Source organism: Chitinophaga sp. LS1 (genome assembly GCF_034274695.1).
GTDB lineage: Bacteria > Bacteroidota > Bacteroidia > Chitinophagales > Chitinophagaceae > Chitinophaga.
On sequence record NZ_CP128362.1, the window covers coordinates 7592722 to 7618812 of the forward strand.

Genomic DNA, 26091 nt, shown 5'->3' on the forward strand with positions numbered 1-26091 from the left:
GCGCGGGTGGCTCGCTCACAGCCAACAAGCGTTTTCATTTTTTTCACGAAAGTAGTCGATCGACAACTTTCTATTCTCTAAAATGTGATCATTTTTCACCCGGAATGTCTGAACTAAAAGTAATATTAAAAGAGCTCGGCGGAAAGATCAAAGCAATTCGTAAGCAGAAAAAAATGACCCAGCTGGATCTCGAAGTTTCTTCCGGTGTACATGCCGGAGATATTTCGAAAATAGAAAATGGCATGAAAAATCCCGCTGCGACTACGCTCATCAAATTAGCCGCTGCACTCGAAGTTGAGCTGAATGAATTTTACCCCATCAGGAGAATTGAAAATTAATTGTCTGGCTGACAAATTCCTATATTATTAAGCCTTTTCCCTCAAACGGTCGCTCCACGATCGCAAAACCCTGCTGCTGTCAATGACAACAGCGGGGTTTCTCTTTTCACTCAGCTTTTTATTACATTTGGTCAGCCACGTAATGATATGACTTTACTACCCGAAAGCCGCCAGCAAGACCTTTCATTCCATGACCTCCGCCTGGAATCCAACTTTGAAACCTTCTTCAAGGCTCTTTACCCTCAACTCTGCGTATACTGCAAAATCAAATACAACTTCAACGTGCACCTCGCCGAAGACATCGTAAATACCTCCTTCTCCAAACTATGGGAAGCCCGCCATACCCTCAACCCGACCCTCTCGGCCAAAGCATATCTCTTCAAAATCGTTAACAACCAATGCCTTAACACCCTCAAACACCAAAAGGTACAGGATCAGTATACCCAGGCCCAGCTCAATATAGCTGATCCTTTGTCCGCCACGGACGATCTCGACCTCAAACAACTCCGCGACGCCATCAACATGGCCATTGCCGAACTACCTGACCAGATGCGAAAAATATTTGAACTCAACCGCCACGACGGACTTAAATACACCGAAATAGCCGCACTACTACATCTATCTGTCAAAACTGTAGAAACCCAGATGAGCCGGGCACTGCTCAAACTCAGGAAAAAACTGGCCGCCTTTATCCGCTAAAAAATATTTTCACCCCTTGTAGGGGTAAAATTACTTTCACTTGTATTAATACCCGAGCGCATGGAAAATACAATCAACGATGAACTCCTGACCAGGTACCTGGCAAATGAGGCCACCGCCTCAGAAAAAGCCCTCGTCGAGCGCTGGATAGCTCTCAGCGCGGAAAACTGCCAATACCTGGATACCCTCCGCCAGGCATGGCAACTCGCCGATGCCAGGCAAACGCTTGATTATGTGCTGGATGAAATGAACATGGATGAAAAATGGGTGCAGTTCAAACAGGCAGGAGAAAAACCGGTGTCATCAAAAAGACCGTTCGCTATACTGGCTGCCGCAGCTGCCATCTGTCTGCTTATGATCGTTAACTGGCAATGGATCGATAAAAGACCATCTACCAATATTGCGCTGTCAACCAGACCTGCTTTGCATGACAGCCTGCATCATGCTACAAACACCACGGGTGTGCCCATGAAACTCACCATGGGAGACGGTACCGGCATCCTGCTGGCTGATCAAAGCGCACTTACCTGGCGGGAACCATTTACCCACAACCGCGCGATCAGTATGACAGGGAAGGCATTTTTTCAGGTAACAAAAGACGACCAACATCCATTCACAGTGATCAGTGGAGAAATCACGACGACAGTATTGGGAACGGGTTTTGAAGTCAATTCATTTCATGATATCAGGGTCAGATTATACACTGGCAAGGTGATGATCTCTTCTTCCAACACAGGAAGAATGAAGAACAAAGTATACCTCTCTCCCGGACAGGAATTTATTTATGGCAACCGGATCATCGTGCACTCTTTCCTGCAGAACACCGCTTCTGCTAAGAGAAACAGTCATCCTGCAGAAGATCCGTACATCGCCAATAGCGAAGAGAACAACTGGTATATGTTCAACAACCAATCGCTGGAAGAAGTGCTGAATCAACTCGAAGCACTCTATAAGGTGAGAATTATTTATAACAGATCCGATATAAAGGACATCTATTTCACGGCCAGATATGAAAGAACAGAATCACTTGTATCTATCTTAGCACGAATTGCAAAATTGAACAACCTTAAGATGACCGACAATGATAGCGTTATGATAATTAGAAAGTAAAACCCGTATACATATTTTCCACGTATAGCCCATCGTATCAGTCATACCGATTGATAACAGGGCTGTTGTTTCCTGATAAAACTACAATGCTGTATGAAATGTAAGCAACCCTGGACCCGGGCGTCCATGATAGCCCTGATCTTCCTACCCTTATGGACCTTTGCGCAAACAAAAATGAGCGACGTAAAAGGGATCGTACACAGTGAAGATAATCATCCCGTAATAGGCGCCACTATTGTGATCCGCAACACACAAAGCAATTTCACCACCGGCGCAAAGACTGACACCGCCGGTCTGTTCTATGCCAGCGTACCAGCAGGTGGCCCTTACCATTTTACCATTACCAGTATCGGCTTTGAGCCAAAGAATTATTCCGGTTATCAGCTCAGACCCGGTACTACCTTTACGCTGGACGTATCACTCAAAGCTGCTGTCGGCTCGCTGGACCAGGTGGTGGTAGTAGGTTATGGCACCCAGCGCAAATCCAGTCTGACCGGTGCTGTGGCCTCTCTCAATACAGAGAACCTGCAACAACGTCCTGTGACCCGGGTAGATCAGGCACTCATCGGCCAGATGGCCGGTATCTCCGTTAAACAAACAACTGGTACACCCGGCAAGGCTTTCAGCGTACAGGTAAGAGGCGCTGCTTCTATCTCTGCCGGCAATGAGCCTTTGTATGTGATAGATGGTTTTCCATTGTCTACTGCGGCTCCCGGTTCTGCGGGCAGCTTTGGTAGCGGAAATCCACTGGATAATATCAACCCTGATGATATCGAATCTATACAGGTATTAAAAGACGCCGCTTCTTCAGCCATCTACGGATCCAGAGGCGGCAATGGGGTAGTGCTCATCACCACCAAAAGAGGAAAAACAGGTAAGGCAGAAATCAGTTTCAATGCCAACGCAGGTTATTCCAAAGCTGTAAAAAAACTGGATGTGCTCAGTGGCAAAGAATGGATAGACAGGGCAACTGAAATGATCAATCAACAATGGGTGAAGTCAGGCGCTAACAGGACTGCGGCACAGAGCAACGATGAGAGAAGAACACTCCTTGGCTTACCTGCAAGTGGTATTGACATCAACTATATGACGGATGATCGTTGGACACAACCCAACTACGGTGGTTTGAAATTCATCGACTGGCAGGATGAAGCATTCAGACAAGCGGCTTTGCAGAACTACCAGTTATCTGCCAGAGGTGGTACAGGCACGCTGAACTATTTCCTCTCCGGTAACTATACCAAAACAGATGGCCTGGTGAAAAAGACGGATTATACCTTGTACTCCGTGCGGGCCAACTTCGAAGTAAAGGCGAATGACAGACTGAAACTGGGATTGAACATCAACCCCTCCTACTCTATCACCAATGATCCCGGTGTAGAAGGGAAAGACAATATACTGCATCAACTGGTATCAGCCACCCCCGTACAGCTATTCGATGCAGAAAATGTAAACGTATTCACCTACGACCGTTATCCATGGGCCGTTTCCAACAATAGTCCGGTTGCTAAGCTGCTGTACTTTATTGGCGCGACCAGGCGTTTCAGAACATTGACCAGCCTGTATGGTGATTATGAAATAATAAAAGACCTGCACTTTAAAACGACCGTAAACCTCGACAATACGGATAACACATCAAAGACTTACCAACCCAATGGTGTCACTGTATCCTCTTATTCTACAAGGCTTGCATCTCCCAATGCCGGTACTTATGGAGCACTGTCTCAATACCGTCGTCAGACATTCGTCAATGAAAATACATTTAACTACAATCACAACTTTGGGCAAGCGCATGATGTATCATTGCTGGCAGGTTTCTCCTACAACAGTGATTACCTCTACGCCAACCTGGAAAGATCTTCAGGTGGCTTCAACTATAGTAACATCACCACACTGAATGGCGCTGTAGCGATCACAGGTAACAGTACAGAAACGCAGAACAAACTGCTCTCCTTCTTTGGCAGGGCACAATATGCATACAAAGGGAAATACCTGTTGTCTGCCAGCTTGCGTCGTGATGGCTCCTCCCGCTTTGGTAATAATACCAAATGGGCCTTATTCCCCGCTGCTTCTGCAGGATGGAATATAACAGACGAACCATTTCTGCGCAATGTAAAACCATTGAATAACCTGAAACTCCGTGTGAGCTATGGTGAGACCGGCAACTACAACATCGGGGATTATGCCAGCATTGCATTGCTCACTGCCGCCAATGCATCACTGAACAATACATCGGTAGCAGGACAAACACAGGGTTCAATTGTGAACCCTGATCTTACATGGGAAAAGAGTCAGACCATCGATGGAGGTATTGATTTTGGTCTCTTCAATAACCGGCTCACAGGTTCCATCGATTACTATAACAAAATTACATCCAGTCTGCTGCTGAATGTGCCCATTCTCGCCACCACAGGGTTCCAGACATACCTGAGCAATGCAGGAAGAGTGAAAAACAATGGATGGGAGTTCGAACTAAATGCGAAAGTCATCAACACGAAAGACTTTAGCTGGAACCTGGGCGGGAACCTGACCCTCACTAAAAATAAACTGGTGGCATTGCCAAACGGACAAACACAAATCGTAATTCCATCCAGTCTGGGCGATGCAGCAGTACATAGCATACTGAAAGTAGGTGAGCCGATCTACAGCATCTATGTATTAAAAAGGACCGGCGTACTTAGCCAGGAAGATATTGACAAAGGCGTACCCCTGTACACCAGTGAAACAGCCGGCGATCCAAAGTATTTTGATGCCAATGGCGACGGTGTGATCAACAGTAGTGACCGTGTGATAGCAGGTAAGCCCAGCCCTGATAAGATATGGGGCATCAACAGTACCTTCCGGTACAAAAACTTTGACTTCGCCTTCCTCGTACAGGGACAAAGTGGTGGCACTATTTACTCTTTACTGGGCAGAGCCATCAACCGGGTCGGTATGAGCTCCCTGGAAAATACCCTGGGCATTATGCGGGATCGCTGGCGCTCTGCCGAAGAACCGGGTAATGGCATCACCAGCAAGGCCGTGACCAGTACAACCTACATCGCTAATACCGACTGGTTATATTCCTCTAACTACTGGAGAGTACGCAGCATTACACTGGGTTATAACCTGGGCAAGGCATTGAAAGCAAAACAGATCAATGCCGCCAGGATATACATCACAGCCGAAAACTACTTTGGTCATGACAGATACTACGGAGGTTTTAACCCTGAAGCTGCCAACACCGATGTAAGCGGAAGTACCTCCTTCCCCGAAGCGGGCGACTATGGCGGACTACCACTGCCAAAATCACTGATACTCGGTTTAAACATCACCTTTTAATCGCATTCCACATGAGAAACATATTGATATTACTGGCGATATTCATCATTGCTTCCTGTAAGACCGACCTGGATTTACAACCTGTTTCGTCCGTAACGACAGATAACTTCTTCGCTAATTCAAATGACTTTGTACAGGGGACGAACGCTATTTACAACGACCTGCTCAGGTATCCTGACAGACTATACAACCTGTCAGAAACCCGCTCTGACAACCTGTATGCCGTATCAGATGGCGGAGTAAGGGACTGGGAAGGCGTAAACGACTTTTACAATGACCTTTCCACCAATGCGTATATGTCTGAGGCATGGGTCACAAATTACAATGGTATTTTTCGGGCGAACCTCGTATTAGAGAACCTCGCTGACAGAGGCAACCTTGTTACAGACACCATTCTGCGCACCCGCCTGCAGGCAGAGGCAAAGTTTCTCCGTGCCTTCTTCTACTTTGACCTGGTGAGACTGTTTGGCAAGGTCCCTCTTATAGACAAAACCGTACTGGCCGCAGAAGCAGCCACGATAGGCAGAAGTCCGGTCTCCGACATCTATGACCTCATCATCAGTGATCTGAAATACGCCGCCGATCATTTACCATCTACGAATGGCACCACCTCTTCAGCAGATACATATGCTACGGCAGACAGGGGCCGGCCTACAAAATATGCAGCCAAAGGGATCTTAGCTCTCGTATACATGACCCGCTCCGCTCCTACCTATAGCATGGATGGCCCGGGACTGGGACTGAATGAATGGCAGCAGGCAGCCGATCTGCTCAACGAGATCATCAATAGCGGGAACTATGCCTTCCTCTCTTCCTTCACCGATATCTTTTCGTATAGCAACGAATACAACAAAGAGGTCGTTTACAACATCGACTATACTTCCGGGGCCTCTCCCTCAGTCGGCGCCTCTTACCCCGGCATTTTAGTTCCTGATACCTATTTTTCGGCTATTTCAAAAAACACACAGGGAGGGCTCACCATTCGTCCGGTGTCAACAGACCTGCTGAATAGTTTTGAGGCAGGCGATATCCGGAAGACCTTTACCATCCAGACAGGATATACCAATACCAACGGACAGGTAGAGACCCGCTCCTTCCTGAAAAAGTATGTAGACATCACAAAGGTGCCTACAGTGACACAGGACTGGTCCATCAACTTTATCGTGCTGCGGTATACAGATGTACTGCTGCTGAAGGCAGAATGTGTTTTACATGGCGCTTCGGGTTCACAGGGGGCAGATGTAGACGCGATCGTGAACCAGGTGAGGGTAAGAGCAGGGTTGACAGGCGATAAGGCAAATGTGACCCTCGCAGAACTGATGGAAGAAAGAAGAAAAGAGTTCGCCGCCGAAGGAACCAGGTGGCATGACCTCGTAAGAAGTGGGTTAATCATCTCGATAATTTCAGCCTGGATCACGTCCGAAGACGTCCAGAATAAGATTCAGACGTTCACACCGGACTACATTATTTATCCTGTTCCAAAATCACAGCTGGATATAGCACCAGGGCTGTATACACAGAACAATGGGTACAACTGACTATTAATGGAAAGTATCACCATGATTTGCAAACATACCATGGTGATACTTTCCATTTCAGTTTGTCATCCAAACAATTTCAAAACTATTTTTCATTACTACAGTACCTACAACATTGGAAATTATTCAAAAAAACGACCCTCCTTTTTTGGTCGGAGAAAAAAAGTTGCTTTTTTCTATCGTTATATTCAAAAGGAGTCCTAATTTTTCACCAGGAATTGAACGAAACGTTTCCCCAATTAACATTCTAAAGACTCATATTTCCTAACCAAAAACGTTATTGTTCAATTAAAACCAGATTCCTTCTATGAATCGAAAACGATCAAAACAGATCCACCTGGAGCAGCCCGAAATGGGAATTAAGAAAGCCGCAGCGAATGGCCTCTATCCGAATCCCTTTGCAGAGATGTTCTGGAAGGTGAATAACATTCCTGTCGAAGCGAGGGAATTAATCTGTAAACAATGTGATTGGAGTATTCCCACATTTTACAGAAAACTGAGGGCGGCGACCCGACCTCCGGAAGGAAACGATGGTAAGGTACGTGGTGTAAGCAGCGCGGAATTAGCCAGCATTAAAGCTATTTACGTGCAGGTTTTTGAAGACACATTAGCAAAGCTTAAAGCTACGGATACACGTCTTCCAAAATAAAGTACGCCTGTTTATCCTAACGTACCCCGCCGAGCTTTTTTTATAACGCTGCTGCTAAATGTGGCAGCAGCGTTATTTTTTCTTATTTTTCAGGTTCTGTACAATCTGTGCACCTACAGCTTCCACACCATTGACTGAATTCACCAGTATCACCACAGCCGTATTGTTCAATGTGTCAGCCAGCAAAAATGAGCGGTAACCACCTGTCGCACCATTGTGGAATAAGTAGTCATCCTGATGCTGGAAGCGTACCCACGCAAGACCGATCTTAGTAGCACCGTCATCATATGTCGCCTGATGTGCCAATGCACATGCCTGCTGCAAGGGGTCTTTACCCTGTTGTAACTGAAGGCTCGCATACTTCAACAGATCTGCTGCATCTGATTTAATGGCGCCGGCACTCTTCATCGCATTCAGATCCCACATAGCTACAGGACTCAAACCACCATCATATCCCTGGGCAATTTTGCCATACACGCTGATACCTGTATGTTTCAATCCCTGTGGACCTGTAATGTATTTTGACAGCAACGCTGCATAGTTCATTCCATAGATCCGCTCCAGTATCACACCCAGTAATCCAAATCCAAAGTTACTATAGGAATGTACTTTCCCCGGTGGGTTCTCTGGTGCTGCCGACTTCAGATAACTAAACAGGTGTGCCTGGTCATAGTTTTCATAAGGCTGTTCAGCTCTTGATGTAGATAGATTGGATGGCAGACTGGGAAATCCGGCTGTATGATTTGCCAGTTGTTTCAAGGTGATACCTTTCAATGCAGGATTCTTTGCAACAGAATCAGGAAGGAATTTAGTGATCGGCTGATCCAGGGTAACTTTTTTCTGGATGACAGCCAGCGCCAGCAAGGTACCGGTGAATGTTTTTGTAATAGAGCCGGTTTCATAAATGGTATGATTGTCCGGCAGCGTATCTGTGTTCAGTCTGACAGTACCATAGTTATAAAAATAGTCCTGCCCGTTATAGCGTACGCCAGCACTCAGGCCCACATTCCCGGCCAGGTTAATGTAGGGTCTTACGGCTGATTCAACGATACTATCCAGGTGGCTTTTTAACGGATTGTCAGAAAGGGCGGTAGTGGTTTTCTGCGGTAGATTCACCTTTACCGGCTGAAAAAAAAACGTTTCCAGTTTGCCCGAAACATCCAGCTTTGCATAGAGATTTAGCGGCATTACACCTTTCATCATATAGATGTTCATTCCATCATGACTACCGGTATAAGTGATGTCCGAAAAAGGCAGGAAAGGCGAAAGGTTGCCTTTGTATACATTTCGCCATGACTCAGGTGTAAATTGCTTCCTTGCGGCTTCACCCCAGTAGGCATAAGCACTGTCTGGTTTGGATTCATTCAGGTAGCGTATCATCAGTCTTGTGATACTGTCGGTTTGCTTTTCGGTTTGGGTTGTCTGGGCGGAAACGGACCGGGAGAACAACAGTAACAGTAACAGGTAAAAAGGGGTGTGTCTCATAAAGCTAACTTAGTGCTTTTTATGAGAATATAAAAGGTCACACCCCTGGCTGTATATTAACTGAAGTCAGTCGATAAGGTCATGGCCTTATTCGCAGCAATACCTTCCTGCAATAGCTGTATTTTATAATTTGCGAACTGCAATGCATCAGAGCCCATCAACACACGCAATGGTGGTTCGATCATCTGACTCAGACTGATAATAGCTGCCGCTACCTTTTCAGGATCACCTACCTGTGTGCCGGGTACATCTTCCCTGTGCTTACGACGCTCTTCTTCCAGTGCTACATATGCAGCAATAGGATGTGCAGGATGTGCAATGGAGCCGCTGCTCAGGAAGTTCGTACGTACATATCCCGGCTCTGCAATGGTTACATGAATACCGAATGGCTTTACTTCCTGTGCCAGTGCTTCAGTAATTCCTTCCACGGCGAACTTGGTGCCGCAATATACGCCCCACCCCCCACCGGAGATCAAACCAAATACAGAAGACATATTGAAGATATGACCGGATTGTGCTGCCCGCATATGTGGCAATACTGCACGGGTGACATTTAAAAGCCCAAATACGTTTATATCGAAGCTGTTCCTGACTTCTGCGTCAGTTGTCTCTTCGATGCCGCCAATGAGGCCAAAACCTGCATTATTTACTAAATAATCGATGCTGCCGAATTGTGCGATTGCTTTATTGACCGCTTCCCCTACACTTTTTTCATCTACAAGATTGACCTGTAAGGGCAGGAATTGAGGAGTATCATTATCTACCGCCTTTCTGAGGGTGTCAGCATTGCGTGCAGTAGCGGCTACATTATATCCGGCTGCTAATAATTGCTTTGCCAGTATCAAGCCAATACCCTGTGATGCGCCGGTAATAAACCATGTTTTTCTTTGATTGCCCATTTGTTTAAAATTTTATGGTACAAAGGAACAAACATTGGTCCGGCCCGTATTTATTCAAACAACAGGGATAGTTGTGCGTTTCAAATTTTCCCTGAACTTAGAGGGGGAGAGCTGTTCTTTCTTATTGAATAACGCTGTAAAAGCAGCCTGTTCAGAAAAACCCAGTACATAACTAATGGCCCTGATATCCCAGTCGGTTTGCTTCAGCAATACCTTAGCTTCGTAGAGGAGTCTTTCCTGTATATGCTCTCTCACGGTTTTACCTGTCTGGTTCTTTACAAGGGTATTAAGGTAGTTGGGGTGCACATGAAGTTGTTCGGCAAACTCAGTCGCCGTTTTCATTTTCACCACATCGTCCGGATGCTGTACCTGGAAGGTGGCTTCCAACAGTGAGAGGAAACCATGGATATAACGATAGCTATCAGGCACCGCTTCATCAGCCAGGTTTTTCCCGGCACGCTGCGCCTCGAGCAGAATTAACTGTAAATGCAGGAAGATGGCTTGCTGCTTATCATCATTGTTCCCCTCCTCTTCTTCCAATATCGCCTTGAAGTACTGATCTGTCTTTTCAGACTGTGCCGGCAATAACTGCACAACTGCTTTCGCTGGCTGGAAGTAAGGATAATTTCTAAATAACTGCACCAGGTGACTGGCCCCTTCAAAGTAATCAGGGTGTATGAGGCAGAAATGTCCCTCCGTTTCTACTGATGTCGTTTGCCATGACATAATCTCATCCGGGTGAAGAAATGAAATATCGCCCGGGTTCATGAGATATTGATGTAAGCCTACTGTAAGTATGCCTGTACCGGCTGTAATATGGAATATTTTGTAAAACTGTCTACGGTTAGGAGAAATGTAATCCTTCACCGGGGCCGTCTTCCGGTCTTTGATTGTAAAGAGGCTTGCATCTACAGGATAATTTTCAACATTCAGAAATGGTTCTTTGAAATTTACCTGTGTGAAAGTTGTTAACTCTAAACGAGGAATATTCGTTTTTCCCATAAATACAAAGGTACATGTTACAGCCTGTACTCATCCCCTAACCGGAAATAAAAAGCATCATCTTCTTTCTTCTCCTGGATCAACCGGTCGAATTCCTCGGCAGCCGTACTGGCATCCCTGAATACTTTTTCTGTCGCAACACCTTGTGTGCCTTTTTGTCCTGACCTTGTTCTCACTATTCTGTCCTCCAAAGTAATTTCTATAAAGCACGATACATGCTCTTCCTGAAATTCAAAATACTGCATCATTTTTACCCTCGCGATTTTATCTTCTTATATTATATTTATACCCACTTGTGTGTCCTCAAAAATAGTTATAGTGGGCAGCGAAAATGAAAATCTGGTATCTACAAATGCTCTACATGGGCTAAAAAATGCCAACTACAAACACCCTACAGAAAGACATATGTTGCAGTTAATCAATAAGATAACCATATCCATTATTGTTATCACCTTACAGGTGTTTTCATGTGCAGCCCGTACCCCCGCTGATTCTCTCAGTACAGTGTTAGCTCAAAAAAATATTACACCTGAACAAAAAGTGATCACCCTGGGCCTACTGGCAAGGGCTAAATCTATTACAGAAAATAAGCATGCGATAGACCTCGGACTACAGGCTGTGGCCCTGAGCCGTACCCTTCCTGATGCACAGTACACTTCGATTTCATATGCCATATTGGCACAGATCTATATCCAGGCAAATGACCTTTCGAAGTCTGCCATGGTAGTGGATAGTGCTGTGTACTATGCAGAAAAAACAGCAAGCCAACTGGCAAAAGGCATCGCCTGGTACCGTAAATCCTGGATGGAAGATATTAAAGGGAATACTAAAGAAGCACTACTCAGCGCCCAGCAGGCATTAAAATACCTGGAGAAAACGGGATCGGCCAATTATGAGGCGGCAGTATATTATGAAATTGCCAGCATCTATGCCAATCAGGAAGATAACCCCCTGCATAAGAAATATGCACAGCTGTCTCTACAGGCCTCATTGCTAAGTAAGGACTACGATAATATCCTTCTTGCCTATCAGACATTGGGTACCTACTGGCAATATTATCACATGGCGCATACACAGGACAAAAACGCGCTGGACTCCGCTATATATTATAATAAGATCGCGCTCACTACTTATTTAAACAATAAAGACCGCATCATATTCCATAGCACCACGGCGATCATAGCGCTAAATCTGGCTGACCTCTATGCACAAAACTTCCCTGCTTCTTACAGAGATACAGTGTTTCATTACCTGGACTTTGCACAGAAGATCGGTTTTGAAACCCACCACCTGGAAGTGATTTCCAATTGCTACGGCATGAAAAGTGATTTTGAAGCTGCTGCCGGCCACTATGCGCAGGCAGAAGACCTGCTGCAAAAAGGACTGGCTGTTGTAAATAAAGACAGTACCAAAAACCTGGCGACGAAAATACAGTTCATGTCTGCCCTTTCATCCCTGGCAGAGAAACAGGGCAATTATAAAGAAGCCCTCCAATACCAACAGCAATTTGCAGTTTTGTATACTGAACTCTACAATGAAGAAAAGCTAAACATCACCAAAGAACTGGAAGCCAGATATCAGGCAGAGAAAACGGCGATTGCCCTCAAAAATCTGCAACAGACTGCCAGCCTGCACAAGACACTGGGCTATCTCTATATAGGACTGGCACTGGCATTGCTGACTGCCGCCATCTTCCTGTTCCGATCCTATCATTTCCGGCTCAAACAACTGGGCATGCAGGCACGCCTGAAAGATGAAGCAGCCATGCGCCTCATTGCCGAACAACAACTCATGCAGGAAAGACAGGAGCGTATGCAAAAAGACCTGTTGGCAGGCACCCTACAGGTAGAACAGAAAAATGCGCTGGTGCAAACCTTACAAAAGAAAATTGCCGAGCATACCAACAATAAAACAGTGTTGACGCAGATCAACAGGATCATCGATCACGATAAACGACTGGATGATTCACTGGCAGAAGACAAAGCAGATTTTGACAATGTGAGCCAGGAAGTATTTGATAAACTGAAAGAGCGATCTGATAATACGCTTTCCAGGCTGGACCTGAAACATTGTGCTTACATCTACATAGGCCTTACCAACAAAGAAGTATCTCAACGACTAGGTATTGCACCAAAGAGTATCCTGATGTCGCGGTATCGTATCAAATTAAAACTGGGCCTTGGCAAAGAAGAAGAACTGGATGAATACATCCGTTCTCTGTAAGAGCTACCAGGCAAAGTATACAACCTTTGCCTGGTAGCTTTGTTACTCAGGTGTTTGAAAGCATTTTACAATACGGGAATGAACGTTATCAGTACTGTTTGTCATCCTCTCGTATATATCTGCAAAATCATAAACTATGCCTGCAACCTGATTTTATTATTCCCGGCTTTGATGACATAGGACTTGCCTTTCCAGATAAATACACCTGCCGTATTGGCGGGCAATTGCACATCCAGGTTCCATTGGCCTGCTTTGTATAAATAACTCACACTGATCTTACCAAAAGGATGCGGCATTTCGCCATTTACATCCTTCAGATTACCTAAGTGTGGTTCGATCTTTATTTTGCTGAAACCCGGCGCGTCGCTGTCTATGCCGAGTACAGTCCTGAAAAATTCAATATTAGGACTACTTCCCCATGCATGACAGTCAGAACGGGAATACCCTACATCAGAATATTCTGCCCAGGTAGTCAATCCCATAGCAATATTCTCTTTCCAGATACCCAGCCAGTTGATATAATCATCTCCCATACCCGCCTTTACCAGTGCCTGATGCAGGTAGTATTTAAAGTAGATAGAGCACTGAGTGAGCGTAGTATCACTCAGCAGCTTTTTGCTGAATGCAGGCAGATCCGCTTTATTTACAAGACCCGTCAGAATAGCCAATGAATTAGCGTGTTGAGAAAAATGATCCTTCTCTTTTGTATCCGCAAAAATACCTTTACCTGCATCCCAATATTTCTGTTTGATGGTCTTTGTTAACTGTGCTGCCTTTTGATTGTACAATGCGATATTGGTAGATGTAGTTTCCATTTGTGCCGCCCATTGATACGCCCATAATAATTGCATATCTACAATAGCAGAACTGCCATCGCTACCTTTGGGAGGCGCCCCTCCATTCCAGTCTTTTCCAGAGGCCCAGTCTACAAAGTTCCAATAAGGAGTATTGGCGAGAGAGCCGTCTGCCAGTTGATATTTGCTGAAGAAGTCCAGGATACCTCTTACACCCGGCAGCTTATCTTTAATAAAATCATTATCATGTCTGTACATGAAGAAATCATGAAGCATGCCAATATACCATAACGAAAAAGTTGAAATAACCTGTGTGGTATGTGTGGGATAACGGCTAAGCGTCACCCCTTCGGGCAACCGGGATTGATCCATCAGATCGAGGGCATGACGGGCCAATCTGTCATCACCACTATAGTAATAAGAGATCATAGCCTGAATACGGGTATCTCCGATGTATTGTAACTGCTCGTAGAAAGGGCAGTCTGTATACGTTTCGAAGGCATTGAGCCGGGCTGTACGCCAGCCAATGTCTAGAATTTTTGGAATAACAGTATCTTCTGATTTAAAGAGAGCAGTTTGTTTGAATGGATACCCCGTGAAGGTACCATACAGACTATCTATAACTATAGGCGCATCTTTGGTATGTACAGATAGCCGGATGTACCGGAAAGTACGGAAATTAAAAGGCGTAAAAGTCTGGCCTTTACCGCCATTACTGGTCAGACTGTCTTTGACACCGAAAAAGTCTTTCCCTTCTACATCATTTCTATTGCTTTTGTGGGAACCATAAGGCGCCTGATGATCATAAAGCGCTTCGGCATAACTAAGAGAGATACCGGCATCTTTACCGCCACTGAAACAGATAGTTGGATATGCATTGGTTTCGTAGGTCTGATCGAGTAAGATAGTGGTCTCCGTATTGGCAGGAATAGTGGCCGGCAGAGCGGCTCCTTTGCGGATAACGGTGACAGGCTGGTAAGTCAGTTCCCTTGCCGGGATGGTACTGGGTACAAGCATGTAGCCAAAACCATCCCCAGCTCCTTTTAACTGGCCCTGGAATAAGTTGCCAGCCGGCGGCCAGCCACTGTCATCAAAGTCTTTTGCCTGCCAGTTGGGGATAGTTTTATTCATATCGACAATTTCACCATTGGTAGCGGCAAAGAAGCCCCATAGTGGCGAGAATGCCTTGTCCTGCACACATTTCCAGGTGTCGTTGGTATTTATGATGTCTTCAGCAGGTGTATTCCCCTGTATAATAAATGCGGTTCTTAAAGTCATTTGCCATTCCGGGCGGAACTCGGCTTCGTTCCAGACGATGGCGGCAATGCTGTTTTCACCTTTGGTAAGGTAAGGCGCCAGATCGATGGTTTCATAGTTCCAGTTGTAAAAATCCCCTTTGGCAGGACCGATGGATACGAGTTGGCCATTTACGTACAACTTGTACCTATTATCGGCGGAAGCGTGAATAATGAAACTTTGCGGCCTTTCAGACAGATCAATAGACCTTCTGAAGTAATAAACGCCATAGCTTTTGCCATTATCAAATGGTGCTTTCAGCCCTATCCACTGGGAGTTCCAGGAACGGGTATGCTGACCAAAACAGAGCTGACTGCATAGTACAGTAAGGGAGAATAAGGTATAAAGTAACTTCATAACGTGAATTTGCTGAATCAATTTAGCAAAAAATTATTTAGTGGGTGTCCTGGTCTTTCATAGAGCTTCCTGGAGCACTCCCCCCTGATCGTCAACAGGGCTCCCCAGTACCCCCTGGCGTCTTTTCCTGGCCTGACATTGGACTACCCTCTTTTTTTCACTTTGGACTATCAGAATGAAAGACTATTTATCTAATTTTGCCGATTCAACCTGAAACAAGGCTCATGGATAATGCTACAACTGTTAAAGCCGTTTTTTTTGATATTGATGGTACACTCGTCAGTTTCAAAACGAAAACCATTCCGGATTCTACCACACGTGCACTTGCGCACCTGCGGGAAAAAGGGATCAGGGTTTTTATAGCCACCGGCCGCTCTATCAATGCCATCAGCCATATTCAACACCTGGAATTTGACGGTTATATCACATTTAACGGAGGTTGTTGTGTAGCAAGAGACAAAAGCGTCCTGTTCAAACAAACACTGGATCCGCAGGATATTCAGCAATTACTGAACTATACCAGCAAGCAGCCACTGAATTTTTCACTGATGTATGAAGATTGCCACTTTGTCAATGAGGCAACACCTGAGATTATCAATATGTACGCTTACCTGAACCTGCCCGTACCTCCGCTGGTAGACCGTAACAATCCGGATATCGCCAATATCCTGCAGGCGAACATCTTACTGAATCCTGAAGATGAACTTGATTTCATGAGCAATATCATGCCCAATAGCATCGCTACCAGATGGGCACCACACTCTGCCGATATCAATCCTAAAGGGATCAGTAAAAAAGTAGGTATCGAAGTCTTTTGTCAGCACTTCGGGTTTCATATATCAGAGACCATGGCCTTTGGAGATGGCGGGAATGATATCGAAATGTTAAAACATACAGGTATCGGCATTGCTATGGGAAATGCTACGGATGATGTAAAAGCAATTGCAGATTATGTGACGGACGATATCGACAATGATGGTATCTGGAATGCGTTAGTGTATTTCAAAATGACTTCCTGATCCGCCAGTTCGTTAAATAGGTTAACGGCGTCTCCCATAACAATGTTTTAAACCTGTTAAAAAACAAAGTTCCCGACATCCCCACCTGCTTACCAGGCGCTTCCGCTGTCCAGTCCTGTGAAGGCTGATTATGCACCAGAGCCAATTAGCTTCTTACCAAAAAGGGAATGCGCTTGGCCGTGCAGGTCTTGCTGCAGAAATTGCCGGTACAGCGCTGTTTCTGGCATCCAGCGATGCAGGCTATATCAATGGCCAATCTATCTCTGTAGTTGGTGGAAGTTTAGGGTTACAATAGTATAAGAAAAGCTACCGGCTCCTTATACTATTGTATCTCCCGTGAATAGTCCATACTTACCCCGGATTTGTCTATATCTAAATATACCAGGTCAATGTAGCTTTATCATCATGAAACAGAAACCAGCCATACCTGTATATCACTTCCTTGAAAGAGCGAATAAAACCTTTGAGATGTCATCACTCTCCGATTTGAACCACATCACTCACTGGAACCAGGCCCATCGTGACGATAACTATCTGCTATATTTTCAGCTGGAAGGCAATACCAAATTGATAGTTGACTTTCAGGAAATCAATATTCAGGACTGTGCAATCTATTGCCTGATGCCGGGACAAGTACATTATGGTCTCTCTATGATGAACGCCACTGCATGGGTACTGGCCATGGATTCCGTTCGCATCAGTGAAAATCACCGGGCCATACTGACTGAATTTGCCATCCGGAATCAAGCAGTCGCACTACATCCTTCAAAAGGAAAGTTACTCAGAGACAGTCTGCTACTGCTGGGAAAATTGAGCGATGAATATCCTGAAGATACCGCTATGCTGGAAGTCTGTATCGGTCAGTTTGTAGCCGCCTGCCAAAGTGATCATCTTTTCTCTGAACAGGCGGCCCTTCGCCCCCTGCTCATTACCAGACAGTTCAGAAGTCTGTTGATGGTAAGCTACCGGGAAATGAAAGGCCCCTCTGAATACGCATCAGCGCTCAACATCTCTCCTTCTTACCTCAATGAAGCAGTAAAAGATACCACTGGTCATCCTGTGAGTTACTGGATTCATCAGGAAATCATGCTGGAAGCAAAACGCATGCTCTTCTACACCAACAGCACCGTGAAAGAGATTTCCCATCTGCTCGGTTATACAGATACCTTTTATTTTACCCGGCTATTTACAAAGACCGCCGGTATGCCTCCCCTTCAATTTCGCATCAGTTCCCGCAAATAGTCCAGACATTCCCTGCATTGGTTCATTGTTTCGCCCTCACTTCCTTCCGTCCTTTGTGTTGATAAATCAAGACAAAAAATGGAAAAAAAGAATAGGACCAAATGGGTCATCGGAGCGTCGGTTGCACTCCTCGCCCTTGGCTATGGCATCAATGCATATATCGCTGGCAAAGCTTATGAAACCACCGACAACGCGCAGTTGGATGGTGATCTCTTACCTGTCAGAGCAGGTATCACAGGCTACATTGCTGATATCCGTTTCAGAGATAACCAGGAAGTAAAAAAAGGGGATACCCTGATCGTATTCGGGACCGCTGAGTTAAAAGCAGATACCAGCCGTATTGCCGCTGAACTGGAAAACGCCAGACTGAATGTCGCCGTTTCGCAAGGCATGGCCGCCGCAAGTCTCCAAAATGCAAATGCAGCGATGTTTGAATCACAGTCTGATACACAGGGTATAGAATCTGCAAAAGCCACTTACGACAAAGCCGTTACGGACTTTAATCGCGCCAGGCAACTGCTGGCTATTAAAGCTATTACCCAAACTGATTATGAACACTACTCCACACAGGTAGATGTGACCAAAGCGGCTTACCTCAAAGCTAAAGCGATGGAACAGTCTTCTGCAAGTAACAGCGTTAGCCTGAAAACCCGTGCTTTGACGGAAGAGAAACAGGTATCTCTCGCACAAAATGTCATCCTTCAGAAACAGGCAGCACTGGACGCTGCAAAGGAACGGCTTCGTCATGCTTACGTAATCGCGCCATTCGATGGCATCGTTACCAAACGCAATGTGCAGACGGGACAGTTTATTAATGCAGGACAGGCGCTCTGCGCTGTTATCAATCACAGGGAATTCTGGGTCACTGCCAATTTCAAGGAAACACAGATGAGCAGGATTAAAGCCGGGCAGCCAGTCAGCATTTCTGTAGATGCCTATGAAGAAATTAAATTAACAGGCACGATAGATTCCTATGGCGGTGCCACAGGTGCGCGCTTTGCACTGGTACCACCTGATAATGCTACGGGCAATTTTATCAAAATCGCCCAGCGGTTTCCTATACGGATCAAACTGGATCCGCAAACTGTAAAGGAACAATTGTATCCAGGCCTTAGTGTTTTCGTAAAAGTTAAAGTAAACTGATATGACTGCGGAAACTCAATATCCTACCGGCACGGCGAAGTGGATACTCGTATTAACCTGTGTTGCCTGTGCAGTGATGGAACTGATCGATAGCACCATTGTGAATGTGTCGCTCAGGGAAATCAGCGGAAATATCGGCGCCAGTGTCACTGAAATTGGCTGGGTCTCTACCGCTTACGGTATTGGAAACGTGATCGTCATTCCACTCTCCGGAATGCTGGCGAACCTGATTGGTCGCAGGTTGTATTTCACCAGTTCTGTAGTAGTTTTCACATTAACCTCATTGCTGTGTGGCCTATCATCCAACCTGTGGATCTTAGTGCTGTGGCGGTTCATTCAGGGCGTGGCCGGCGGTGGATTGTTATCAACAGCAATGTCTATCGTGCTAGGTGCATTTCCTCCTGAACAGGCAAAAACCGGCTTTCTCACCTTTGCACTCGGCATCATGATAGGGCCCATTTTTGGTCCTGTGCTGGGAGGTTATATTACCGATACACTTTCATGGCACTGGATCTTCTTTGTGAATGTACCCCTGGGTATGATTGGCGCCGTACTGTCCTGGAAGTATATCACCGACCTGCCCGACGCTGTCCGGCCTCCGAAGATCGACTGGGCAGGCATTGCCTTTATAGCCATGGCATTAGGTTCCCTGCAGTATGTGCTAGAAGAAGGCTCTATTCACGACTGGTTCGATAGTGCAGAAATACGCATCTTCTTTGCCATCTCTATCTGCTCATTCATCGCCTTTGTATGGAGAGAACTCACTACTGATCATCCAGCAGTGGAACTACGCTTATACTCGAACTTCAATCTGGTACTTGGCAATGTGATCGGTATGATGTATGGCATTATGGCGAATGGTACCCTTTTCATTTTCCCACTCCTTGCCCAGGTATCACTTGGATGGACAGCTACGCAAACTGGCGCCTTCCTGATCTCTGGCGGAATAGTGGGCGCTGTCGGGATGATTGCAGGTAAGAAATTACTGGTCAATGTAAGTCCGAAAATCCAGATGATTGCAGGCCTGATCATAGTGATCATTTCCCTGTTGCCCATGGCCTTAATTTCTCCTGATGCTTCCAAAGATGACTTTTTCTGGCCGTTCATCATCCGCAATATCGGAGTGGCTTTGGTAGCACCTAATATGATCGGTATTGCTGTAGGCACACTCCGTGGTAAAGACCTGGCACAGGCAACCGGCCTGTCAACAATGACACGGCAACTGGGTGGCGCCATCGGTGTGGCGCTCATCAGTATATACACGACAAGGAACAGTGCATTTGTACGAAGTAACCTTGTCGCACATATTTCGGAGTACAATACCGCCACACAGGAAAGAACAGCATTGCTAACACAAAACTTTATCAGTGCAGGTTATGCCAGCGACGAAGCCAGGACTGCCGCATACCAGATGCTGGATCACAGCATCATCAGTCAACAAACACTGCTCAGTTATAATCATGGCTTTATCACCTTCGCATTTCTCTTTGCGCTTTGCATCCCGGTCATCATGCTGATCAAAACGACCAAAAGTGCACACTAATTAACAATCACAACGATGAAAAAGAATTTTCTCCTAATAATACTCCTGACAACGGCGGCGATTAGCTATGCACAGACAACCCTTTCGCGTAGTGAAGCGATTCAACTCGGGCTAAAAAACAGGTTTGACGTTCAGGCGATTCAATATGATGTAGCCATCGCAGCCAGTAAGGTAAAACAAACCACCAACGAGTGGTTACCAACACTTAGTGGTGACGGACACATAAAGTATAGCCCGCAATTACAGAATACCGTTATTCCAGGCGGGATACTACCAGGATACGATGAAACAACACTATTACCACTCATGGTTAAAAATGAAACAGTCTTCGGATTAAATCTAATCCAACCACTGTTCAATCCAATGTTAAAAACCGACACCAAACTGGCACAAACTGCACTCGCCCTACAGGAAGAAAAGAACCACGCCGCGCAGATAGATATCATGCTGCAGATAAGCCGGGCTTACCTTGACGTTCAACTAAAAGGTTTACAAAAACGCATAGCCGCAGATATCGCGGAACGCAATCATGAATATGAAATGATTGCAACGGGGATGTATAATAATGGTACGCTGATTGAAAACTATTATCTCCGGGCCATACTGGATCGCGAGAATGCTGACCAGCTGAGCAAACAGGCAGATCAGAATTATGAACTGAGTGTAATGAACCTTCGCTACCAATTGAATGTACCAGCTGAGACGACTCTCCTGCTCAGCGATTCACTGGATGCCATTACCCTTGCCTATGATAAAACAAATGACGAGCGAACAGAAATCAAACAACTAGCCTTGCAACAGGAAGAAAATAAAATCAATCTGCAAAAATATAAACAGGAGCTGCTTCCTACCTTATCGATAAACGCAAATTATTCCCAGCTTTTCCTCTCGGATAAATTCAATTACGGTACTGGCAGGTGGTGGAGTCCCTTTAGCTATGTTACCCTCAATTTGCACATTCCTATTTCCGCCCATGTTAAAAATAAAGCCGTCTTAACTGAATACAGGCAAAAGATCAGTCAACACGAACTACTGCTACAACAGCGGGAAGCAGATATCAATTACGAAGTACAACAGGCTCGTACCTTACTGGCCAATGCCCTGCTGAACCAAAAAAATGCGAAGAATAGCTATGAATTATCAAAGACCATCTTTCACAATCAACAGGAGCAATACCGCCTTGGGGCCTTTGACTACAGTGCACTATTAGACACAGAGAAAAGCCTTAGCACTACCGAACGAAACTATATTCAAAGCGCATATGAATTAATGCTGGCACAGATCCAGTTACAAAAAGCAACAAATAATTTTTGAGTTATGCCAAATGTACCTAAATGGGTAGCCGACCAAATGGAAAACCTGCTACCTTCAAAATTTATGAATATCGAAGTGGGCGATATTTCCCAATACAGTAGGGAAATTAAAGTGATCACCTTTCACACAGATCTTTCTAAAATTGATTGCTTTCCGGGTAGTGCTATTAATTTCCGGGTGAGTGATACGGAAATAAGACACTACACACCTGTTGATTTCAACAAGACAAACGGCACCTTTGATATCTACTTTCATATTCATGGTAATGGCCCGGGTAGTCATCTGGCAGATCAGCTTACACCCGGCGATCATCTGAAAGTATCAGTTCCTGGCGGCAGGAAAATATATGATCCAGGTAAACATACTCACTTCTTTTTTGGAGATGAAACAAGTCTTGGATTCTATATCAGCCTGCTCGGGGAGATCAATAAAAACAATGGTAAGGCATTCGGCATATTTGAGTTGAATGAGCCAGATCTTCCTACTCCCTATAATATCAGAATTGTTCCCAAAACGCCGGATGCAGCGCTGGCAGAATTGGACAAGTACATAAATGAGTACAGGGAAGCCATATTCTACCTTACAGGTAACGTAGCTTCTGTACAGCAGTTTAGAACTGCTTTAAAAAAGCATGATGTCAGTTCCAGGAATATCAAATTACAAGGGTATTGGGCAGAAGGAAGTGTGGGGCTGTAAAATGAGCCATTCAGTCAAGTTTTTTGAGCCATCAGGGAAATATACCATCCCACATTACCACCGAGCTTTGTACCATCAAAAAACGAAAACAATGAATCAAATAGCTTTAGGTAATAATGGCCCGCTGGTATCAAAACTGGGACTTGGCTGTATGCGTATGTCAACAGCCTGGGGCGGCACAAACGACGAACATGAAAGCATTGCTACCATCCAACAGGCACTCGACAGCGGCATCAACTTCCTGAATACCGGCGATTTCTACGGCCATGGCGCCAACGAACTACTGGTAGGCAAAGCCATCAAAGGCAGAAGAGACGATGCCTTTGTCAGCCGGCGGCACCTATCTGCAACGATAATTTTGTAATTTCATGCCATGCTGAACCCGATCGAAATAATTCCTGGTGTTATCTTTTACTCTCACCTTACAGCTTCACGAAAGGAAGTAGCAGCATTCCTGGGGCATAGTACGCTTATCCTGATGGTAAACGGACAATTGACATTTGAAACATCCAGCCAGAAAACGACCCTTCAAAAAGGCGATATATTGCTGGTAGGCAAGAACCAATTGGCACAACTCAGGAAAACCCCTTCAGACGAAGGCAGCTATGAAACAATCGTCATCATCCTGCAGGAAGAGCTACTGAGAAAAATCGCATTGGAAGAACAAATAGAAATCACTGAAAAATACATCGGTCCGGTAAATATGCTGATTCCTTCAAATGATTTTATGCGGGGGTATTTTCAATCCGTGATACCATACGTACGTCATCAGGATGAAAAGATAAACAATGCCATGGGCATGATAAAAGTAAGAGAGGGTGTGCAATTGTTATTGCATACCCTCCCTTCATTACGAAATCTATTATTTGATTTTTCGATACATCATAAGATCGATCTAAGAAAATTCATGCTTAGCAATTATCATATCAATGTACCCATAGAAAAATTTGCACAGTTAACAGGAAGAAGTCTGGCGGCATTTAAACGTGATTTCAACAAAGTATTTGATGCAGCTCCCCGGCATTGGCTCCTTGAAAAACGACTCACCGAAGCACGCCATCTCATAGAGAAAAAGCATAAAAAGCCATCCGCCATCTACCTCGATTTAGGCTTTGAAAGCCTTTCTCATTTCTCCCGCACCTTCAGGAAGATGTTTGGCAAAGCCCCCTCTGAAATATGAAATATTGTATTTTCGCAGTATGAATAAGCAGGGTTAACTAACGCCTACTCATCATTGAGACACAATGCCTCTATCACATCCAATACCCCTTCCTCATTATTATCCTTCTCTGTTACAAAATTAGCCACCTCCAGGATCTTTGGATATGCATTCTTCATCGCATAACTATATTTGGCCGCCTTCATCATTTCATAATCATTCATAAAGTCGCCAAATACCAGCGTTTCATCAGGAGTGATCCCATTCACCTGCTGTAACATCTGCACAGCTTCGCCCTTATTGGCATCCATACGTGTCACATCAACCCAGAGAGTTCCACCCAATGCGACTTTCAGCCTATCAGCAAATTGTACATAATGAGGATAGCTGTTTTGATCGGCACCTTTTAAATCGAGTACAGACATCTTCAATATTGGCTCTTCCACCTTTGTCAGGTCTTCCACAATTTTGATATTCTTCTGGTAGATCAGTACTTTTTCCAGCAATACTTTATCCTCGCTTTCCAGGAACCAATAATCCTTTCCGCAAAGCACAGGATAGGTATTGGCAATACCACGCGATGTATTCACTAATGCAGCTAATTCAGAATGCGGCAATGGCTTCGCCATAATCTCCCTTTTATCATGCATGATAAAACTACCATTGTCTGAAACGGCATAAACATGCGCCATCAAAGGTGGAAAATTTTCAGTAATACTGAAATGTGGTCTGCCAGTGGCAATGCCGAGCTTGATTCCTTTCTTAAACAGGCGGTTGGCTATATCCCAAAAGCGTTTAGGTACTTCATGCTGATCATTTAACAAAGTACCATCCAGATCTGTAACTACTAACTTAATCATGTTGCAAAGTTACTATCTATTATTGGGAAATCGGGTTTAACGAAAGGTGTGATCGAAAAATGATAATCTATCATTTTGAATTTAGTCAAGCCGGCCGCTGGCCCCTGCGCGGGAGATTCGGGTGATTTTTATAAGAAAAGAATTGTAGAAAGAACAGGCGCTACAGGTAAAATAAGATCAGTATATTTCCGGGACCCGGACGATAATTTACTGGAAGTAAGTAACTATTTCAGCAATCCCATATGAGAGCAGGTTTTAATAGCCTCCGAAGTATTTGCTACGCTTAACTTATTTAATATATTCTGCCGGTGCCTGCGTACTGTATATACAGAAAGATTTAAGAGGCTGGCAATCTTACTGCTGTCAAGCCCTCCCGCAATATGATTAATCACTTCCACCTCCCGGCGGGTCAGGATCTGCTTTCCGAATTGTTTATAACGCTCAAATTTGATGATCTCCCCCGTTTCACTGTTTATTACCCTGCCATCAATATCAGGTGAAGGGCTTGAAGAGGTGGCAGGAGAATACAGACATAGCGCCAGCCACACACTGCCATCCTGGAAACTACGCAGGTAAATGGTACGGTGTGTCACATAGACATATATTCCCTTATCATTTTGAATCCTCAACCTGCAATGTGTACTATAGGCAGGTCGATTTTCCGGCGCCATGGCCTTTTGCAGCTGGAAATAACTCAGTTCCAGGATATGTCGTTCTAAGATATCATCCGGATGTATTTTATCAAACACCCCTTCTTCAAAAGCAGAATTGATAGTACTATAGCCTGCCGGCAAAGAGAACATTCTGCCAAAGACGCTGACTCACTCGCATTCGTAAAGGACTCAGGGAAAATTGAATTCCGGGTAGGCGAAAAAAAAGATTACTTCAATGACCCTGACGGAAAATTGTCTGATAACACCGCCCCCCTACTGCTTTCACAGGTTGATAATACCAAACCTTTTACATTAACTGTCAAAGTTACACCTAATTTTACCCAAACAGGTACTTATAATGCCGGTGTTTTGTATATTTACGTCAATGATAGTCTCTATCAAAAGCAATGTTTTGAACAGGACGAACGTGGAAAGCACCGTGTGGTCACTGTAAGAACAAAAGGTACTTCCGACGATAATAACCATGATATCGTGGAACAGGGCTTCGTTTACATGAAAATATCATCTGATACCAAAACGGTGGCCAGCTATTATTCCCTGGATAACCAAAACTGGCAGATGGTACGATTGTATAAAAACGATTACCCGCAAACGATATGGGTGGGCATTAGCACACAATGTCCTATCGATACAGGTACCACAAGCAATTTTGAAGACATCAGGCTCGATCAGCACAGTGTAAGCGATTTTAGAATGGGAAACTAAATTACAGGTCAATAATTTCCATGAT

Annotated in this window: 24 protein-coding genes; 17 read left to right on the forward strand and 7 right to left on the reverse strand. The window is 44.9% G+C overall.

From position 1 onward, the window contains the following. Positions 1-104 precede the first annotated feature (104 nt). The 6 genes from QQL36_RS31035 to QQL36_RS31060 all read left to right on the forward strand — a co-directional run bounded on the left by QQL36_RS31035 (position 105) and on the right by QQL36_RS31060 (position 7655). Complete coding sequence (locus QQL36_RS31035; RefSeq protein WP_083729401.1) at positions 105-338, forward strand: helix-turn-helix domain-containing protein; 234 nt, start codon at positions 105-107, stop codon at positions 336-338. A gap of 147 nt (positions 339-485) precedes the next feature. Then, complete coding sequence (locus QQL36_RS31040; RefSeq protein ID WP_083729399.1) at positions 486-1037, forward strand: RNA polymerase sigma-70 factor; 552 nt, start codon at positions 486-488, stop codon at positions 1035-1037. Between the two features lie 60 nt (positions 1038-1097). After that, complete coding sequence (locus tag QQL36_RS31045; RefSeq protein ID WP_321567922.1) at positions 1098-2147, forward strand: FecR family protein; 1050 nt, start codon at positions 1098-1100, stop codon at positions 2145-2147. A gap of 93 nt (positions 2148-2240) precedes the next feature. Further along, a complete protein-coding gene (locus tag QQL36_RS31050; RefSeq protein ID WP_321567923.1) occupies positions 2241-5468 on the forward strand; it encodes a TonB-dependent receptor in 3228 nt (1075 codons plus the stop codon). An 11-nt stretch (positions 5469-5479) separates the two neighbouring features. After that, complete coding sequence (locus tag QQL36_RS31055) at positions 5480-7006, forward strand: RagB/SusD family nutrient uptake outer membrane protein (RefSeq protein ID WP_321567924.1); 1527 nt, start codon at positions 5480-5482, stop codon at positions 7004-7006. A 307-nt stretch (positions 7007-7313) separates the two neighbouring features. Next, entirely contained in the window at positions 7314-7655 is a 342-nt protein-coding gene (locus QQL36_RS31060) for a hypothetical protein (RefSeq protein WP_083729391.1), read from the forward strand. 72 nt (positions 7656-7727) lie between these two features. Here the strand turns inward: QQL36_RS31060 and QQL36_RS31065 are convergent, their stop codons facing one another. The 4 genes from QQL36_RS31065 to QQL36_RS31080 are packed head-to-tail and all read right to left on the reverse strand — an operon-like array spanning position 7728 to position 11289. Then, positions 7728-9140, reverse strand: coding sequence for a serine hydrolase domain-containing protein (locus tag QQL36_RS31065; RefSeq protein ID WP_321567925.1), 1413 nt, complete (start codon positions 9138-9140; stop codon positions 7728-7730). A gap of 56 nt (positions 9141-9196) precedes the next feature. Continuing rightward, positions 9197-10039 (reverse strand): oxidoreductase, encoded by an 843-nt coding sequence (locus QQL36_RS31070; protein ID WP_321567926.1) that lies wholly within the window; start codon positions 10037-10039, stop codon positions 9197-9199. Positions 10040-10093: 54 nt separating this feature from the next. Then, the gene (locus QQL36_RS31075) at positions 10094-11041 is read right to left on the reverse strand and encodes an AraC family transcriptional regulator (RefSeq protein ID WP_321567927.1); all 948 of its coding nucleotides are present in this window, start codon (positions 11039-11041) and stop codon (positions 10094-10096) included. Between the two features lie 17 nt (positions 11042-11058). Continuing rightward, positions 11059-11289, reverse strand: coding sequence for a WGR domain-containing protein (locus QQL36_RS31080; protein WP_321567928.1), 231 nt, complete (start codon positions 11287-11289; stop codon positions 11059-11061). 157 nt (positions 11290-11446) lie between these two features. On the opposite strand from QQL36_RS31080, the gene QQL36_RS31085 reads away from it, so the two are divergent. Further along, the gene (locus tag QQL36_RS31085) at positions 11447-13264 is read left to right on the forward strand and encodes a hypothetical protein (RefSeq protein ID WP_321567929.1); all 1818 of its coding nucleotides are present in this window, start codon (positions 11447-11449) and stop codon (positions 13262-13264) included. Positions 13265-13398: 134 nt separating this feature from the next. Here QQL36_RS31085 and QQL36_RS31090 read toward each other — a convergent pair whose 3' ends face one another. Next, entirely contained in the window at positions 13399-15711 is a 2313-nt protein-coding gene (locus QQL36_RS31090) for an alpha-L-rhamnosidase C-terminal domain-containing protein (protein WP_321567930.1), read from the reverse strand. A gap of 224 nt (positions 15712-15935) precedes the next feature. Between QQL36_RS31090 and QQL36_RS31095 the strand changes: the two genes are divergently transcribed. From QQL36_RS31095 to QQL36_RS31135, 9 genes are all read left to right on the forward strand, one after another. Then, entirely contained in the window at positions 15936-16730 is a 795-nt protein-coding gene (locus QQL36_RS31095) for a Cof-type HAD-IIB family hydrolase (RefSeq protein WP_083729377.1), read from the forward strand. Positions 16731-16860: 130 nt separating this feature from the next. Next, the gene (locus QQL36_RS31100) at positions 16861-17025 is read left to right on the forward strand and encodes an SDR family oxidoreductase (RefSeq protein ID WP_321567931.1); all 165 of its coding nucleotides are present in this window, start codon (positions 16861-16863) and stop codon (positions 17023-17025) included. Positions 17026-17135: 110 nt separating this feature from the next. Next, positions 17136-17972: an AraC family transcriptional regulator gene (locus tag QQL36_RS31105; RefSeq protein ID WP_321567932.1), complete on the forward strand. Its 837-nt coding sequence runs from the start codon at positions 17136-17138 to the stop codon at positions 17970-17972. Positions 17973-18050: 78 nt separating this feature from the next. Continuing rightward, positions 18051-19115 (forward strand): HlyD family secretion protein, encoded by a 1065-nt coding sequence (locus QQL36_RS31110; protein ID WP_083729371.1) that lies wholly within the window; start codon positions 18051-18053, stop codon positions 19113-19115. Position 19116: 1 nt separating this feature from the next. Next, positions 19117-20658 carry a DHA2 family efflux MFS transporter permease subunit gene (locus tag QQL36_RS31115; protein WP_321567933.1) on the forward strand — a complete coding sequence of 514 codons (1542 nt, stop codon included), beginning with the start codon at positions 19117-19119 and terminating at the stop codon, positions 20656-20658. A gap of 15 nt (positions 20659-20673) precedes the next feature. Then, positions 20674-21972 (forward strand): TolC family protein, encoded by a 1299-nt coding sequence (locus QQL36_RS31120; protein ID WP_321567934.1) that lies wholly within the window; start codon positions 20674-20676, stop codon positions 21970-21972. Positions 21973-21975: 3 nt separating this feature from the next. Further along, positions 21976-22668, forward strand: coding sequence for a siderophore-interacting protein (locus QQL36_RS31125; protein ID WP_321567935.1), 693 nt, complete (start codon positions 21976-21978; stop codon positions 22666-22668). A 91-nt stretch (positions 22669-22759) separates the two neighbouring features. Continuing rightward, positions 22760-23032 (forward strand): aldo/keto reductase, encoded by a 273-nt coding sequence (locus QQL36_RS31130; protein WP_235643965.1) that lies wholly within the window; start codon positions 22760-22762, stop codon positions 23030-23032. 9 nt (positions 23033-23041) lie between these two features. Continuing rightward, the gene (locus QQL36_RS31135) at positions 23042-23848 is read left to right on the forward strand and encodes an AraC family transcriptional regulator (protein ID WP_321567936.1); all 807 of its coding nucleotides are present in this window, start codon (positions 23042-23044) and stop codon (positions 23846-23848) included. Positions 23849-23892: 44 nt separating this feature from the next. On the opposite strand, the gene QQL36_RS31140 is transcribed toward QQL36_RS31135, so the two are convergent. Both QQL36_RS31140 and QQL36_RS31145 read right to left on the reverse strand, forming a co-directional pair. After that, complete coding sequence (locus QQL36_RS31140) at positions 23893-24687, reverse strand: HAD family hydrolase (protein ID WP_083729361.1); 795 nt, start codon at positions 24685-24687, stop codon at positions 23893-23895. 224 nt (positions 24688-24911) lie between these two features. Continuing rightward, positions 24912-25436: a response regulator transcription factor gene (locus tag QQL36_RS31145; RefSeq protein WP_321567937.1), complete on the reverse strand. Its 525-nt coding sequence runs from the start codon at positions 25434-25436 to the stop codon at positions 24912-24914. Here QQL36_RS31145 and QQL36_RS31150 point away from each other — a divergent pair. Continuing rightward, positions 25419-26066, forward strand: coding sequence for a DUF1349 domain-containing protein (locus QQL36_RS31150; protein WP_321567938.1), 648 nt, complete (start codon positions 25419-25421; stop codon positions 26064-26066). The two genes, QQL36_RS31145 and QQL36_RS31150, sit on opposite strands and share 18 nt — an antisense overlap. Positions 26067-26091 lie beyond the last annotated feature (25 nt).

Excerpts from the sequence above, each read along its gene's own strand:
- QQL36_RS31105 (WP_321567932.1), top strand. The coding sequence starts at position 17,136 with ATGAAACAGAAACCAGCCATACCTGTATATCACTTCCTTGAAAGAGCG.
- QQL36_RS31125 (WP_321567935.1), top strand. The coding sequence starts at position 21,976 with ATGCCAAATGTACCTAAATGGGTAGCCGACCAAATGGAAAACCTGCTA.
- QQL36_RS31035 (WP_083729401.1), top strand. The coding sequence starts at position 105 with ATGTCTGAACTAAAAGTAATATTAAAAGAGCTCGGCGGAAAGATCAAA.
- QQL36_RS31115 (WP_321567933.1), top strand. The coding sequence starts at position 19,117 with ATGACTGCGGAAACTCAATATCCTACCGGCACGGCGAAGTGGATACTC.
- QQL36_RS31045 (WP_321567922.1), top strand. The coding sequence starts at position 1,098 with ATGGAAAATACAATCAACGATGAACTCCTGACCAGGTACCTGGCAAAT.
- QQL36_RS31075 (WP_321567927.1), bottom strand. The coding sequence starts at position 11,041 with ATGGGAAAAACGAATATTCCTCGTTTAGAGTTAACAACTTTCACACAG.
- QQL36_RS31090 (WP_321567930.1), bottom strand. The coding sequence starts at position 15,711 with ATGAAGTTACTTTATACCTTATTCTCCCTTACTGTACTATGCAGTCAG.
- QQL36_RS31140 (WP_083729361.1), bottom strand. The coding sequence starts at position 24,687 with ATGATTAAGTTAGTAGTTACAGATCTGGATGGTACTTTGTTAAATGAT.
- QQL36_RS31110 (WP_083729371.1), top strand. The coding sequence starts at position 18,051 with ATGGAAAAAAAGAATAGGACCAAATGGGTCATCGGAGCGTCGGTTGCA.
- QQL36_RS31135 (WP_321567936.1), top strand. The coding sequence starts at position 23,042 with ATGCTGAACCCGATCGAAATAATTCCTGGTGTTATCTTTTACTCTCAC.
- QQL36_RS31150 (WP_321567938.1), top strand. The coding sequence starts at position 25,419 with ATGTATTTTATCAAACACCCCTTCTTCAAAAGCAGAATTGATAGTACT.
- QQL36_RS31040 (WP_083729399.1), top strand. The coding sequence starts at position 486 with ATGACTTTACTACCCGAAAGCCGCCAGCAAGACCTTTCATTCCATGAC.
- QQL36_RS31080 (WP_321567928.1), bottom strand. The coding sequence starts at position 11,289 with ATGATGCAGTATTTTGAATTTCAGGAAGAGCATGTATCGTGCTTTATA.
- QQL36_RS31065 (WP_321567925.1), bottom strand. The coding sequence starts at position 9,140 with ATGAGACACACCCCTTTTTACCTGTTACTGTTACTGTTGTTCTCCCGG.
- QQL36_RS31085 (WP_321567929.1), top strand. The coding sequence starts at position 11,447 with ATGTTGCAGTTAATCAATAAGATAACCATATCCATTATTGTTATCACC.
- QQL36_RS31130 (WP_235643965.1), top strand. The coding sequence starts at position 22,760 with ATGAATCAAATAGCTTTAGGTAATAATGGCCCGCTGGTATCAAAACTG.
- QQL36_RS31120 (WP_321567934.1), top strand. The coding sequence starts at position 20,674 with ATGAAAAAGAATTTTCTCCTAATAATACTCCTGACAACGGCGGCGATT.
- QQL36_RS31055 (WP_321567924.1), top strand. The coding sequence starts at position 5,480 with ATGAGAAACATATTGATATTACTGGCGATATTCATCATTGCTTCCTGT.
- QQL36_RS31060 (WP_083729391.1), top strand. The coding sequence starts at position 7,314 with ATGAATCGAAAACGATCAAAACAGATCCACCTGGAGCAGCCCGAAATG.
- QQL36_RS31070 (WP_321567926.1), bottom strand. The coding sequence starts at position 10,039 with ATGGGCAATCAAAGAAAAACATGGTTTATTACCGGCGCATCACAGGGT.
- QQL36_RS31100 (WP_321567931.1), top strand. The coding sequence starts at position 16,861 with ATGCACCAGAGCCAATTAGCTTCTTACCAAAAAGGGAATGCGCTTGGC.
- QQL36_RS31050 (WP_321567923.1), top strand. The coding sequence starts at position 2,241 with ATGAAATGTAAGCAACCCTGGACCCGGGCGTCCATGATAGCCCTGATC.
- QQL36_RS31095 (WP_083729377.1), top strand. The coding sequence starts at position 15,936 with ATGGATAATGCTACAACTGTTAAAGCCGTTTTTTTTGATATTGATGGT.